This is a genomic window from Synechocystis sp. IPPAS B-1465, from assembly GCF_003015225.1.
Lineage (GTDB): Bacteria > Cyanobacteriota > Cyanobacteriia > Cyanobacteriales > Microcystaceae > Synechocystis.
The window spans coordinates 1,578,069-1,592,864 of sequence record NZ_CP028094.1; the positions used below are offsets into that span (position 1 = coordinate 1,578,069).

Here is a 14,796-nt window from a genome sequence, read left to right on the forward strand (position 1 = left end):
TGGTTTAAGGTCGTTACGGCAACAGGTTCAGGCTACAGTGTACCTTTAACTGATGATTAGCGATAAATTCCCAACTCTACGGATAGGTGAGCGGTGGGGTACAGGGGAATTCTCTACAAGCATTATGCTGTGACGTTGCTAGATATCAGTAAACGTGTTTATCTCAACCACCCTTAATGAAGTTATTTCCCCTCCATTTACTGATGCCCTTACACTTGCAATAGGCTGTAAGGGTTTGTTCTACGGAAATAGTGCTATCTTAAGTAAATTCTCTAGCACCATAAGTAAAAACACTATGGGGTGAAGTATTAAACGGTTTAGGTTTTGCCATAGTCTAACCAAAAACGCCGTAGTTACAATAACTAAATTAAATTCATATTTTTCGTGATTCTAATATAAATTCAATTAGTTTATCTCTATCCCAAAGCTCCACTTTATTTCTGTATGCTAACTCTTTAGCATTTTCGGTATAACTATTATTAGTTACAACAATAGCAATATCAGCATCATAATATCCCTTAGCACCAAGAATTTCTTGAATAGCTTTTACACTAACAGCACTGGCACTTCTCTTTGCCTGAATAACATATTTTTTACGATCTTTCATCAAAATTAGATCAGCACCAAAATCTTGAGTTTGTTGAGTCAAAGATCCCCTGTAGCCCATCCTAGTAAAATGCGTTAGTAATACTTTTTCAAAATCAACTCCATCCATTTTATCAATACTATCCATACCGGACTCAATAAGTTTTTGCTGTTCTTTGCATTCTTTTTTTAAGTCTAAAGTATCATATAAAAATATGATATGAGAATTAATATAATTGGACGATTCTTCCCATTTTTTCATTTTATTTCTTTTTTCATTATTTTCCTCTTTCATTTCTTTACAAATTCTTGTGTCATAATAATGATCTTCTATTAATCTTGATTGGCTATCTACTGTTTCCCAAACAGAATAAATAGTTTTTGATTGCTCAATATATTTTTCTATATGTTCTATATCTTCTTCTAAATTTTTTGTATTTTTTCTGTCTTCACTCAAAATATTTTTGCTGACTTGATTCCATTCCTGGCTTATTCTCTCTTTTTCAAAAACTAACATTTCTCCGTATCTTTCAACAGCATCCCATATTGCTTTAGCTTCAGTATTTCTAGCTTCCCTTTTTTTCCTTTTTTCTTCTTCCTTTTTTTTATCTTCTTCATCCCAAGCATTTTTAATTTTATTAAATCCCCAAACAAATGTAGCAGTAGCACCAGCACCTATTAACCAAGGAAGAACTAATATCATTTACCATTTCCTCTAAACGTATAAATTTATTATGAAATTAAGGAGAGCTAAGCGCTACATAAGTTAATTATTCTATACACACTAGCCTGACTAATCCCCAACTCCCTTGCTACATAAGCTTTAGACCTACCATGACGTACAAGAGTTACAACCTGTTCCGGTACACCGTCACTGATAGGTTTTCTAGCCTCATACTTCTCTTCAGCCTTAGCTACCCCTTCACGCTGACGCTCTAGCATCATCTCTCTTTCAAACTGCCCCACACCACCAAGCAAGGTAATCGTCAATCTTCCCAACTTCTGGTAGTTTGCTAGTAAGTTACAGTGCCAAACTTAACGGCCAGAATATTTTTTGCATAAAAGCTTTGACCATGGGTTTGTTACGGAAAAGTTTTTATGTAGATTTGAGCCCCCTAAATATTTTGGCTTTCAGTAAACCAGCAAAAATGCCACTGGTCAAGAACATAACAACGGAATAAATTGCAGCAGGAATGGCCATAATAGGAGCATTTAAAAGAGTTGTGGCAATGGCGATCGCCAAAGTGCCGTTTTGGATACCCACTTCAATGGTGATAGATTTTCTTTCAGCAAGCCCTAGCCCCGCCAAGATAGCAATGCCATAACCCAGCCCCATAGTGAGAAGATTGAGCGTTACAGTTACTCCCCCCACTTGGAGGAAAAAGTCTGCCAAGTTTTCCCGCTCTTTGACTAGAATAGCAACGATAATAATACCAAGAAAAAATAGGGAAAGCCATTTAACATTTTTCTCCATTACCATGGCAATTTTAGGCAAGAAATGGTAAAAAATCATACCTAAGCTAACCGGAATAATGGTAATTACGGCAATTTGTAAAACGGTTTTGAGAAAAGGAAGTTGGAGAGCAAATTGTTCCCCCATAAAATAATTTGCCGCCAGATTAACCACCAGGGGAATGGTGATGATCGTGACCAAACTACTGATGGCAGTTAGGGTAATGGAAAGGGCCACGTTGCCTTTGAGCAAATAGGTAATTACATTGGAAGTGGAGCCACCGGGACAGGCGGCCAAAATCATTAACCCCACTGCTAACTCTGGGGACAAAGAAAACAAAGATGATAGCCCGAATCCCACCATGGGCAACATAACTAATTGGGCGATTAAACCAATTGCAACGGCTTTGGGTTCTAGCCAAATGCGATTAAAGTCTTTAATGGTAAGCCCAAGCCCCATGCCAAACATAATCAAAAAAAGAGCCAAGGGCAAGAAAATAGTTGTTAAAAAATTGGACTCCATGGGAGCAAATGATAAAAATTAATTTGATTTGAAATGGAAGTGTTGAATGATATTTGAAATAAAATCAAAAACTCTTTAAAATTGTAAAATGCGGGGTAAATTCTTTGCAAATAAACAAAGTGAGTGTATCATAATTTTGCTAAATTGCGAAAGAGCATTTGTTTTGTCTACCTGAAAATGGCCACCCAAAATTAGACATATTTTAAGACGTATCTAAGTTTATGCACATCTGGTTAGGATTGGTCCTAGACTAGAGTCAGATGAAAACGGCAAATGTATTGAAAAGACTTAACTTGCAGGGAGTAACGTCCCAACAGGTGTTTTATGGAGTAAATTTCCCAGCAATTTGGTAAAATTCAGCCCCGTCAAACTTTGTAACCAACTAGCTATGGCCTATGACAATTAGCACCACAGATACTTCCCTAATTATTTGGCCGGCCATGGGTTGTGGCACCTGGGCTTGGGGTAACAAATTGCTCTGGGGTTACCAGCCTGCTATGAATGGAGAACTGGAACGGGTGTTTAGGGAATGTGTGGCGGCGGGAATAACTTTTTTTGACACTGGAGATTCCTATGGCACCGGCCGACTCCAAGGACAAAGTGAAAAACTGTTGGGGCAATTTTCCCAAGCCTATGAAGGACTAAATCAAGACAAAATTTGCCTGGCCACCAAATTAGCTCCCTACCCGTGGCGACTCACTCCCCAAGCTATGGTTGGGGCCGGCATGGCTTCCCAGCAACGACTACAGCGACCAATTGATCTCGTCCAACTCCATTGGTCCACGGCCAACTATGCTCCCTGGCAAGAACAACCTTTGCTCAAGGGTTTAGTCCAACTTTGCCAACGGGGCCACGCTAAGGCTTTAGGTTTATCCAACTTCGGTCCCAAGCGTCTGCAAAAGGCCTATGACTTTTGTCAGAATGAGGGAGTTAGCATTGTCAGTCTGCAGGTGCAATATTCCTTGCTTTCCACCGATCCCGTCAGCAAATTAGGCTTGAAGGAACTCTGTGAGCAATTGGGCATCAAATTAATTGCCTATAGTCCCCTGACCCTGGGGCTGTTGACCGGTAAATATGGTCCCCAAGGACCTTTTCCTCCAGGTATCCGTGGCCTATTGTTCCGGCGACTATTACCCAAAATTCAGCCTCTTTTGGATACTCTCCAGGCGATCGCCAGGGAGCGGGAAAAAACCATGGCCCAGGTAGCCTTGAACTGGTGTATATGCCAGGGGACTATGCCCATTCCAGGGGCAAAAAACTGCCAACAGGTACAGGACAATCTGGGAGCGCTGGGTTGGCAACTGGATCGGGGGGAGATGGACGAGTTGAACAATCAGGCAGCGGCCTTACCCCAAACCATGGTGCAAAACATTTTCCAAAGTCGTTAGTTTGCCAAAGGATTAACTGGGTTTATAAATACTAATCAAAGCGCTAGACTTTATTGACCCAAATCTTCGGGAAAGGGCCCTGGTCGCACTGCCATCATTTGTGGTTTTTGTCCACGCTTAACGGCGATCGCCAAAGGTTCCCCAATTTGACTCACTTCCACCCGTTCTTGAACGTCAGTGGCGGTTTTAACCCCCATGCCCCCCACTTCGAGAATGATGTCCCCTGGGGCCAACCCTGCCTGGGCCGCCGGGGAACCTGGACTGACTTGAATAATTAAAACCCCTGTGTCCGCTGTCACCCCTGCCGGTAACTCCCCACTAGTCCGCAATTGTTTAGTCATTTCCGGGGTCAGGGTAACCATGTGGATGCCAAGGTAGGGATGCTCCATTTTGCCCTTGGTAAACAGATTTTCCGCTACATTTTGGGCCGTTTGAATAGGAATGGCAAATCCCAATCCCTGGGCATCGGCTCGGATGGCTGTGTTGACTCCAATCACTTCCCCTTTGGCATTGAGCAGGGGGCCACCGGAATTGCCTGGATTGATGGCGGCATCGGTTTGGATAAAGCGCACCCGTTTATCTGGCACCCCCACCTCGGAACTAGAGCGGCCCAGGGCACTGATAATGCCAACGGTAACGGTGTTATCTAAACCCAAAGGATTACCAATAGCGATGGCCCATTCTCCAGGCTGCAGGCGATCGGATTGGCCAATTTCCACCACAGGCAAATTTTCCGCTTCAACTTTCACTACGGCCACATCGGTCATCGTATCAATTCCCATCACCTTACCTTCGAGGACGGAGCCATCTTTAAGGGTGACCTTAACTGTGCTGGCCCCTTCCACCACATGGGCATTGGTTAAAACTTCGCCGTCAGAACTCAAAATAAAACCCGAGCCAGTGCCCTGTTCCCTTGGGTCGGGGTTAGGGGGCATTTCCTCACCAAAAAAGCGACGGAAAAAGGGTTGGTCTCCCATGGGGCCGCCCTGGGAAACAGCAGTCCTTTCCGAATCAATTCTGACCACTGCGGGGCCAATTTTTTGCACAGCCCGGGCGATGAAATTTAGCTCCTGATCATCCTGGGCAGAGCGAGGCAGAGTTAGGGGGAGGGCACTGCGGTAATTGCTCTCCACCGGGGCAGGAGTCAGACTTTGGGGACTGGTGTTGACAGGGGAGTCGGGGGAGGAATGGTTTTGGCCTGAAGACAAAAGATAACCCCCCCCAGCGGCACCGATCGCCCCACCGAAAAGGAGTAAAAGCACGGCCACGCCTAAATGTGATGCCTTCAGATGGATTGCCATGGAGAATTGTTAATAGTCAGTGTTTTAACTTTAACAAACTGGAGCTGGGGAAATTGTCGCCAAAGGACGAAAACTCTTTCCCCTTCAACCCAGCTAAATGGCAGCGCAAAACTCTATTCCCAAAAGGGATTACTCTGGCCGTGGGTGCAGACCATATTTTGATTATTAGCTAAGTTATTCATCCAGCTTGTCATCTCTGCTTTACCGCCTTCCCCTTCTAGCCAAAAGACAGTGATTAAGCCCATGGTGGCGTTAGTTTCACAAGAAAAAGTGGCATCCCCTGGATCAACGGAGGGAATATTTTGTTCGCATGCCCAAGTCTGGTCTGGGTTAACGGTTTCCTGCCAACCTTTCAGCTCCTTAACTTCTACAGCAACACTTTTACTACCGTTTTTACATATCCAAGTGATCAACTGGTCGGGTTGGTCGGTGATGTCATCTACATCGGGGGTATCCAAAGCCTCTTGCACGGTGGGTATGTCATCCCCTGGAGCTACCTGGGCTGAAGTGGTTAATCCATAGCCCCCTGTGGCCATCAACACCGACACGGATAGGGCAATTCCCCGCAGTAAAGATTTCATCACAACTTACCCTCTGGAAAAAGTGATTCAAGATATTCAAGACACATTGACCATAGCATTTTTCCCTAAAAAGCTGGGGCAAAAGGGTGCTATTTCTGCAACTGGACTGGCCCTAGGACTAAGTAGTTTTAACTAGTCTTTTTCTCTGCTTTGATCCAGGCAGTTAAGGTGGGGACAACGGCGGCGATCGCCAGATTTTGCACACTTTTATCGGCCCGCTTGACCACTTCTAGCTGTCCTTGTTTGAGGGATTTGCCGGTGACAACCCGATAAGGAATGCCAATAAGTTCAGAGTCTTTAAATTTGACCCCGGCCCGTTCGTTGCGGTCATCCAGCAGCACATCTACCTCGGCGGCCTGGAATTCTGTGTAAATTTGCTCGGCCACCTGCATTTGTTCTTCGTCCCCCACATTGGGTACCACAATGACTACTTCGTAGGGGGCGATCGCCGTGGGCCAAATAATGCCGTCTTTATCGTAACTCTGCTCAACGGCGGCCTGGGCTAAGCGGGACACGCCAATGCCGTAACAGCCCATCACCAAAGGTTTTTCTTCCCCCTGTTCGTTGGTGAAGGTAGCTCCCATGGCTTGGGAATATTTGGTGCCCAATTGGAAAATATGCCCCACTTCGATACCCCGGGCAGTTTTCAGTTCCCCTGTGGGGTCATGGACCGGGCGATCACCAGCCAGAGCTTTACGCACATCCACCACCAATTTAGGCAGGGTAAAGTCGGTGCTCCAGTTGGCTCCAGTAACATGGTAATCAACTGCATCAGCGCCGGTGGCAAAGTTGGTCAAATCCACCGCGGTTTGATCTACCAGCCGGAGAAATTTGTCTGCTACTTGTTTATTTGTGGCAATGTAATCATCACTAATGCCGGGGGAAATATAACCCAAAGGTAACGGTTTTGCCGCCCATTTTTGCTGTTCTTTTTCATCGGGAACAGTCAAACTTAAAATATTAGTGCTTTCATAATGGGGAGCTAGTTTGGTCAACTCGTTGGTTAATTTAACTTCATTAACTTCTTGATCACCCCGGATACTTACCAACACTAAAACCGCTTTGCCGGAATTGTACACCGCTTGATATAAAACGTTTTTCACCACATTGCTGGCATCACAGTCTAAGCATTGGCACATCTTGGCGATCGTGGCGGTATTGGGGGCTGACTGTTTTTTATAACCACTAAAAGGGGAAGGTTTAGCATCGGGGGCAAGGGACACTGCTTTTTCCACATTGGCGGAATATAAACCATCTTCGGTGTAGAGAATTTCATCTTCCCCGGCATCGGCCAGCACCATAAACTCCTGGGAACCGGAACCACCGATCGCCCCGGAATCCGCATCCACCGGCCGGAAATCTAGACCACAGCGGCTAAAAATATTTCTGTAGGCCTGGTCCATGGCCCCGTAGGTTGCCTTTAAACTAGCTTCGTCACTGTGGAAAGAATAGGCATCTTTCATAATGAACTCCCGCCCCCGCATAAGCCCAAAACGGGGACGAATTTCATCCCGGAATTTGGTCTGAATTTGGTATAAATTCACCGGCAATTGACGATAGGAACGGATCATTTCCTTGGCGATCGCCGTGATTACTTCTTCATGGGTGGGGCCCAAACCAAGTTCCCGTTCTAGTCGATCCCGGAGGGCAAACATAATTCCTTCGGACTCTGTGTAGGTATCCCACCGTCCTGACATTTTCCACAATTCCGACGGCTGTAGCTGGGGCAATAGGCACTCCTGGGCCCCGGTGCGATTCATTTCTTCCTGGACAATGCGCTTCACTTTTTCTAGCACCCGCCATATCAGAGGTAAGTAGGCGTATAGACCACTGCCCAAACGACGGATAAAACCGGCCCGCACCAGAAGTTTATGACTGGGGATTTCCGCATCCGCTGGATCGTCTCTGAGGGTGACAAAGAGCATCTGGGACAGTCGCATAATGAGCCTAGGTAAATGACGCACTGACCCATTATCCCACACCAGTTAAATTGTGTTGAATGACTGCGCCGAGAATCCCTTAATTCAGCTAAAATCGGAGTGCCACTTGAATCCGGGGATGTATTTGCTCTGTATTTTCCCCAGTATTTTGCTCCCGCTCCCCTATGATAATTTTTCTCGTCTAGTTATCACTTTCCCCAGCTCTCTGCCATGGATTTTCTCGCCTCCGAGTCCTCAGCCCCCGTCAATGCCGGCGTTCATGTCAATGTGATGGAAACGTTGGTCTATGAAGAGATTGATAAACAACTGCGTTTTTACCCCAAAAACTTGAGAAATTATCTCAATTTAACCGAGGTGGCAACCTACGCCCTCAATCGTTTACCGCCCCTCTATGCCTCCAGTGTGAAGGGAGTGGAAGAACAACGTCGGGTGGCGGCCCGCCAGTATCGCAGTGAGTTGACTTCCGCCGTTCGTCGGGCGATCGCCGCAGTGGAGAGGGACCCTTTACGAAGCTCTGAACCCATCGTTTCGGAAATTGAGGTGAATTATCGGGGAGCAGAAAATACCCTGGGACAAATTCAGGAATTGCTCAAACGCTACAACTTGTTGGAACCAGTTAACAAAGAAGTTACCTGGGACAATTGTTTACCTTTACTAAGGCAAGCCTTTTTGAAATTGACCGCTGTCCAATCCCCTACTCCTCCCGCCATTAATGAACGGCGATCGATGCCTTTGCCGCCCCCGCCCCCCATTAGAACTCCGGCCATGGATAACCGCCAGATTGACCCCAAAAATACCCTTTGGTAATTGGTTAATTGGATTTATGGAGCCTTGGCCAGGATTTACTCTGGGTATATTTCCAAAGATGACCGACAAAATTAATTCTCAAACATAATTTGATTGCCCCGCAAAGCAATAATTCTGATCTTTAACGGTCCGACCACCGATGTATCCTCAGCGGCGATCGCCCGGACTTCATTGGGGGGATTATCGGCCTGACGGCGCAGTTGTTCGATAAAATCAATCAAAGTTTTAATGCGCCCATCCTCCACTTGTATCGGGCCCAAAATACCTTCCCGACGGGCACGGAATTGGGCGGCAGCCAGGAGATAATCAATCCGTTTTTGGACATCAACTTCGCTAAAGTCGGAGGATTCGAGGGAAATGGTGGCAATGGTTTCCGCTTCTCGAAAAACTTGGCGGTTGGGCACCACGTCAAAAAAGACCCGAATTTCCCTTTCTTCCTGCACATAATTCCCCGCTGATAGCACCCGAATAACATATTCCTGGCCTGGTTGGAGTTGGCTTGTAATACTATCCACCTGGGCGGTGGTCACCCGGACAATGGGTTCATCGGGCACGGGCATATTGGGGGTTTTAACCAGTTGTAGAGCAGTGCGATTAGCCTGGCGCAACAATTGATCCACGGCACCAGTGACAGCTTCGCTACTTACCACCCTTAGACCACCAAAGGCCAATAACTGACCCCGCAGAATGGCAATTTGTTGCCCCCGCAGCTCTTGGTAATCTTGATAATAGCGTTCGAGTTCTTCCACTTCCCTCTGCAGGAAACTTAGTTCTGTTTCTAGCCCCTGTAACTTTTCTTCCCGGGCCTGGATGTCATTATCTTTAGCGGCGATCGCCTGGTCGAGTTGATCAATTTTGGTGTCCCGTTGATTAATTTCAGCTTGTAACTGTTGGCGCTGGGCCTCCAAAGAAGCAAACCTTTTCTCCAAAGATTGCACCTGTTCCCGCTGACGGGCAAGGACTTTTTCCTGTTGGGCAATGCGTTCCTGACGCTTGGATAATTCTTGATCCCTCAGTTTTACCTGACTCTGAAGTTCTGAAGATTCCGCTAATAGTGAGTCCTTTTGTTCGTTCAATTGAGCCCTTTCCGCTGAAAGGTTAGCCACCTCCTGGCGCAAATTACGGGATTGTTCCGATACCCGGCGCAATAACTGCAAAGCTTTGGTATAGTTTCGATTCAGCTCCCGACTGCGCTCCTGCACCAATTGTTGCTCTTCGCGTACAGCCGTAAGTTCCGATTCAATTTCTTCTTTCGCTTGGCTAGCCTGTTCCAATTCTGTTTTGGCCACCCGCAACTGCGCCAAAATATCATCTAGTTGAAACACCCCCTCTCGTAAGGATTTACTAAAAGTAAACAAAATCCCCAGGGTGGAAGCGGAAATCAGAGTGCCAGTAATCACCGTCAACAATACCGCCGTCTGTCGGGGTCGCAGTTTAAACAGACGTAGGCGAGCTTTGCCCACCTTACTGCCCAAATGATCCCCCAGCGCAGCAATGATTCCGCCCAAAACTAGGACAGAAAGAACCAGAATATAGGCACTGGTCATAGAGGGTGGTTAGGTAAACTGTTGACTGAGAGCAACGGGGTTATGGACGGTAATTTTCTTTTTCGTGATGGAGATCATATTACCCTCCCGCAGATCTCCTAGGAGCCTAGTCACCGTTACCCTGGTGGAACCAATGGCTTCGGCGATCGCCTGATGGGATAACTTGAGGTCAATGCGAATGCCGTCCGGGGCAGGTACACCAAAATCTCGACAGAGAATCAGCAAAAAACTAACCAAACGAGAACCCATATCCCGGTGGGCTAGGGTTTCAATCATCATTTCCGTCTGGAGAATGCGGGAAGAAAGCCCCTGTAACATCAACAATGACAGGTCGGGATGCTCCTTGAGAGCCTGTTCCACCTGTTCAATGGGGGCAGACAGTAACTCCACCGGGGTAAAAGCCACTGCGTGGTAAAAACGGTCAGAACGTTGCCCGGTAACTAATGATAACACCCCAAAAACACTGTTCTCCCTCAACAGAGCGACGGTAATTTCTTCCCCGGCTTCGTAAACCCTAGATAACTTAACAGCCCCCTTGAGCAAAAAATAAACCCGTTCCGCCGGATCCCCAGGAAAAAAAATTGTTTTACTCCGATCAAACGTTTCCACCACCGGGGGCATCAACTCACTGCCTAAGCGTCGAAACACTGCCGCTAGGGGACGATCTTGGGTTAGGGACTGATCCATGCACGTTCACGGTAATGGGGGCATCAAGGGAAGTGCAAAACCCCATTCTGTATCAAGATTATACACAACGGATTACATGCGCTCCACACTGCCAAAGAAAATTGGTTCCACCCGAATGGCAACGATCGCCGAGGGTCGCACCACCATGTACTCGCCCTGAATATTTCTGATAGGCACACTGATAAATTCCTGGGAATCGTGCTTGGGCACAACTTCGTTGCTATACCATTTTTGGAAATCTTGAATGGTCATGAAACGGACTTCCTCTCGATGGCCATTGGCCAAAAACAGATGGATGGCAAATTCGTCGGCTTTTTGCATGGTCAGGGTCCCTAATGATTTCGTTTAGATTATCCTCCATCCCGTGGACAGAGCAACGGTGACAAAAGGTCCAGCCTAGGTTGGCTCCATTAAATTTTAGGTAACAAAAGGTAATGGAGAAAAAAATAACTTTACGTTGGGGGCAATGGCAACAAAATTGCCTAGAATTAGCTCAGGTTTCTTGCCCACTGCTCCAGTCCAGCAACTTGGTTGATCCCCCCCCTTTAATTAATCTCGATATAGCTTCCATGGTCACTTTTCCCTTAAACCTCCGTCGTTGGCTGCAGTCCGTTTGTTTGGGAGCCCTCACGGCGATCGCCGTTCAATTGCCGGGCAAAACTGCGGAAAATATCTTTTTCACCTACGGGCCAATCAAGTTGACGGTGCGGGTGGAATCCCTAGAAAGATTTGTGCAGGATGGCACTGTGGATTCCAATCTCAGCTTTTTATTTAATCTGGTGGGAGCTTCCGAAGAAAAATTAGCAAAATTAAGGGAAATTATGGGGCTCCGGGCAGAGGTGGACCCCGTTGTGCTGAGTAACTTTTTTAACACCAGCCTGGGGGAAGATTCCCTGGCTAGGGCAGCGGTGATTCTCAATGCCCCCTGGGGAGCTAACTCCAAATATGGTATTCGGGCCGCAATTGTGCAGGCAGCCGAGGATCCAGAAGGGGGACTAAGCCTCATCAATTTCATCAAAAAGTATCCCACCGATATCCATTTCCAAGGGGAAGTGGTGGAAGAACGGGCCCGGGCGGTGGAACTGCTAGTTAAAGCTTCCGAACACTTCATTGATAAGATGATTGCCCTCTCGGAAATTGAGGCGGCTTCAGAAGGGGATATCAACTTTAGTGCTTTACCAGATCCCACTGAAATGGGCCCCTACGGTGTGGCCCCCAAAGAAACCTGGTGGTTAAACGACCAAAGTCGTAACCGTCGTTTTTACGTGGATGTTTACCGCCCCCAACGCTGGAAAGAAGGCAAAACACCAGTTTTAGTTTTTTCCCATGGTTTGGCTTCCCGTCCGGAAGATTTCGACAATGCGGCGGAGAAAATGGCCTCCTATGGTTTTGTGGTGGCTTTGCCCCAGCATCCCGGCAGTGACATTCTCCAGGCCCAAGCTTTACTCAATCGCACTTCTCGCCAGGGTTACTATCCCACCGAGTTTATTGACCGGCCCAAGGATATTAGCTACGTCATTGATGAGTTGGAACGTCGCAATGCCAGTGAGTTCGGCGATCGCCTTAACTTGACCCAGGTAGGGGTGGGGGGCCACTCCTTTGGGGGTTATGGCGCGTTAGCTGTGGCCGGGGCCACCATTGACTGGGATTTTTTGAAATCGGAATGTCGCATTGGCCAAGGAGTCCCCAACACGGCCCTGTTATTGCAATGCGATGCCCTAACCCTGCCCCGGTCCGATTATGACTTCCGAGACCCCCGGGTAGTGGCAGTGCTGGCGGCCAATCCTGTTAACAGTGCGATCTTTGGCGTATCGGGACTGCATAAGGTTACGGTCCCAGTTCTATTGCTTGGGGGCAGTTATGATCCAGCCACTCCTTTTGTGTTGGAACAGGCCCGTTCTTTCCCTCGCTTGGCCAGTCGTGATAAGTATCTAACTTTGATGGAAGGGCAAGCCCACGTAGATTTCTCCAAAATTGATGCCAATATCAAAAACGTGGTCGAGTCAGTGGAAGCAGTCAGTTTGAAATTGCCTGATCCAAACCTACTCCACACCTATGGTTCTGCTGTCATGGTGCCCTTTTTCCAGTTGTATGTAGCTGGGGACGAAAGTTTCCGCCCCCTAGTGGAGAACGGAGCCGCCCATGCCGCCTATTTGAGTCGGGATCAAGAATTCAAGTTTTATCTAATTAGCCAAAAATCCGAGGGAGCTTTAATTAAGGACATTGAGGAGTTCCGCCGCACCAACGGTCTGACTCCTCCTCCCAATGAGTTTCCCCCCCAAACCATTTCCGATAATTTTTAATGTGAACTAGCCATGAAAATCACTCTAAATCTTAACGATGATTTTTTCCAAGCAGCAATGAATCTTAGTCCAGATATGACCTTAAAACTGCTATTGAGCATGCTTTACAAGCGTACCTAGAACAATAAAAATTACTGAAAATCATCAATATATTTGGGACAATAGAATAAGGTCTTGATTATGACTATAAACAACAGGGAACTGTCCAATGGAAGTCATCGTAGATACCAGGATTTGGTCGTTGGCACTGCTAGGACGACAATCCAATTTAAATCAAGATATTACAGCCCAACTTCAGGCTCTCATTCAGAATGGTCAAACTTTAATCAATACTACTGATTATCAATGTTTGTTAAATCGTAAAGTAGAGTTATGGCCGCAAATCCTTAAATCCTTAGAAAGCTTAATCTACCTAGGGACTACGGATAATTTCCCCCTCTAAAGAGTAATTCCACCGTTGTCGGCAAGGGGTTTTGCTCTGTGTTGCCGTGGCTGTGCCTGTACTTTGTCATTAGAATCAGGATTAAACTCCGTTGGCCCATCCCGGCCCTGAATGGCAGGGTTTTCCCGTGTCATACTTTTCGGTAATAATCAGAAATTTAGGTGGTGTGAAAAAATCATGGCTGTATCCCTTAAGCAAGCCCTAGTAGTAGGCAGCTACATTGTTGGTCAGCGGCTCCAGGGCAAAAAGCGGTTCCCCCTAGTGCTGATGCTAGAACCCCTATTCCGCTGTAACCTGGCCTGCCAAGGCTGTGGAAAAATTCAACATCCCACGGAAATTCTCAAGCAAAATCTCTCCCCAGAAGATTGCTTTCGGGCAGTGGAGGAATGCGGTGCCCCGGTGGTATCCATTCCCGGTGGTGAACCTCTGCTCCATCCTCAAATTGATGAAATTGTCCGGGGCTTGGTGGCCCGCCGGAAATTCATTTATCTTTGCACCAACGCAATTTTGTTGGAAAAAAGCCTCGACAAATTCCAGCCTTCCCCTTATCTGACTTTCAGCGTCCATCTCGATGGCCCCAGGGAACACCACGATAAATGTGTCGATCGCCAAGGGGTATTTGATAAAGCTGTTGCAGCCATTAAAGCAGCTAAGGCCAAAGGATTCCGGGTTACCACCAACACCACCGTGTTTGAAGGGGCCAACGTGGCAAAAATGCAGGCATTTTTTGACTATCTGCAAACCCTGGGCATTGACGGCATGATGATCTCCCCAGGCTATAGCTACGAGTGGGCACCGGATCAAGACCATTTCCTCAAACGGGATCAGACCAAAGCCCTGTTCCGAGAACTACTAGCTCCCTGGAATAAAGGTAAAAAAGCCTGGAATTTTAACCACAATCCCCTCTTTTTAGACTTTCTCATGGGGGAAAAGGATTACGATTGCACCCCCTGGGGTAGCCCTAGCTACAGCGTGCTCGGTTGGCAAAAACCCTGCTACCTACTCAACGAAGGTTATTACCAAAGTTTCCAAGAACTACTGGAAGAAACAAGATGGGAAAATTACGGTCCCAAAAGCAACAATCCCCAATGCCAGGATTGCATGGTCCACTGTGGCTATGAACCCACCGCGGCCCTCGATGCCCTCCACCCGGCCAATATGGGTCGGGCCATGGGCAGTTTAATCAGCGCCTAGGGAGTAATGCCATCGCCAGAAGCCCAAAGATCCCCTATGATTGGCG

13 protein-coding genes are annotated in these 14,796 nt (G+C 47.0%); 4 read left to right on the forward strand and 9 right to left on the reverse strand.

Annotated features, from left to right (window positions below; translation table 11 throughout):
- Positions 1-373: 373 nt before the first annotated feature.
- From C7I86_RS07395 to C7I86_RS07405, 3 genes are all read right to left on the reverse strand, one after another.
- The gene (locus tag C7I86_RS07395; protein ID WP_010872627.1) at positions 374-1,288 is read right to left on the reverse strand and encodes a restriction endonuclease; all 915 of its coding nucleotides are present in this window, start codon (positions 1,286-1,288) and stop codon (positions 374-376) included.
- Between the two features lie 47 nt (positions 1,289-1,335).
- On the reverse strand, positions 1,336-1,530 hold the full coding sequence (locus C7I86_RS07400; protein ID WP_199303631.1) for a helix-turn-helix domain-containing protein: 195 nt from the start codon (positions 1,528-1,530) through the stop codon (positions 1,336-1,338).
- 151 nt (positions 1,531-1,681) lie between these two features.
- A complete protein-coding gene (locus tag C7I86_RS07405) occupies positions 1,682-2,560 on the reverse strand; it encodes a bile acid:sodium symporter family protein (protein ID WP_010872629.1) in 879 nt (292 codons plus the stop codon).
- Positions 2,561-2,955: 395 nt separating this feature from the next.
- Between C7I86_RS07405 and C7I86_RS07410 the strand changes: the two genes are divergently transcribed.
- Positions 2,956-3,948 carry an aldo/keto reductase gene (locus C7I86_RS07410; protein WP_010872630.1) on the forward strand — a complete coding sequence of 331 codons (993 nt, stop codon included), beginning with the start codon at positions 2,956-2,958 and terminating at the stop codon, positions 3,946-3,948.
- 50 nt (positions 3,949-3,998) lie between these two features.
- On the opposite strand, the gene C7I86_RS07415 is transcribed toward C7I86_RS07410, so the two are convergent.
- The 3 genes from C7I86_RS07415 to proS all read right to left on the reverse strand — a co-directional run bounded on the left by C7I86_RS07415 (position 3,999) and on the right by proS (position 7,770).
- The gene (locus C7I86_RS07415) at positions 3,999-5,249 is read right to left on the reverse strand and encodes an HhoA/HhoB/HtrA family serine endopeptidase (RefSeq protein WP_010872631.1); all 1,251 of its coding nucleotides are present in this window, start codon (positions 5,247-5,249) and stop codon (positions 3,999-4,001) included.
- A 113-nt stretch (positions 5,250-5,362) separates the two neighbouring features.
- Positions 5,363-5,830, reverse strand: a complete 468-nt coding sequence (locus C7I86_RS07420) for a hypothetical protein (protein ID WP_020861748.1) — start codon at positions 5,828-5,830, stop codon at positions 5,363-5,365.
- A gap of 128 nt (positions 5,831-5,958) precedes the next feature.
- On the reverse strand, positions 5,959-7,770 hold the full coding sequence (gene proS, locus C7I86_RS07425) for a proline--tRNA ligase (RefSeq protein WP_010872633.1): 1,812 nt from the start codon (positions 7,768-7,770) through the stop codon (positions 5,959-5,961).
- A gap of 210 nt (positions 7,771-7,980) precedes the next feature.
- Here proS and C7I86_RS07430 point away from each other — a divergent pair, with 210 nt between their 5' ends.
- On the forward strand, positions 7,981-8,577 hold the full coding sequence (locus C7I86_RS07430) for a late competence development ComFB family protein (RefSeq protein WP_010872634.1): 597 nt from the start codon (positions 7,981-7,983) through the stop codon (positions 8,575-8,577).
- Between the two features lie 71 nt (positions 8,578-8,648).
- Here C7I86_RS07430 and C7I86_RS07435 read toward each other — a convergent pair whose 3' ends face one another.
- The 3 genes from C7I86_RS07435 to C7I86_RS07445 all read right to left on the reverse strand — a co-directional run bounded on the left by C7I86_RS07435 (position 8,649) and on the right by C7I86_RS07445 (position 11,132).
- Positions 8,649-10,124 (reverse strand): DUF3084 domain-containing protein, encoded by a 1,476-nt coding sequence (locus tag C7I86_RS07435; RefSeq protein ID WP_010872635.1) that lies wholly within the window; start codon positions 10,122-10,124, stop codon positions 8,649-8,651.
- A gap of 9 nt (positions 10,125-10,133) precedes the next feature.
- Positions 10,134-10,811 (reverse strand): global nitrogen regulator NtcA, encoded by a 678-nt coding sequence (ntcA, locus tag C7I86_RS07440; protein WP_010872636.1) that lies wholly within the window; start codon positions 10,809-10,811, stop codon positions 10,134-10,136.
- 72 nt (positions 10,812-10,883) lie between these two features.
- The gene (locus C7I86_RS07445) at positions 10,884-11,132 is read right to left on the reverse strand and encodes a hypothetical protein (protein WP_010872637.1); all 249 of its coding nucleotides are present in this window, start codon (positions 11,130-11,132) and stop codon (positions 10,884-10,886) included.
- A gap of 113 nt (positions 11,133-11,245) precedes the next feature.
- On the opposite strand from C7I86_RS07445, the gene C7I86_RS07450 reads away from it, so the two are divergent.
- Entirely contained in the window at positions 11,246-13,114 is a 1,869-nt protein-coding gene (locus C7I86_RS07450) for an alpha/beta hydrolase (RefSeq protein WP_010872638.1), read from the forward strand.
- A 553-nt stretch (positions 13,115-13,667) separates the two neighbouring features.
- Positions 13,668-14,750 carry an adenosyl-hopene transferase HpnH gene (hpnH, locus tag C7I86_RS07460; RefSeq protein WP_010872639.1) on the forward strand — a complete coding sequence of 361 codons (1,083 nt, stop codon included), beginning with the start codon at positions 13,668-13,670 and terminating at the stop codon, positions 14,748-14,750.
- The last annotated feature ends 46 nt before the right edge of the window (positions 14,751-14,796 follow it).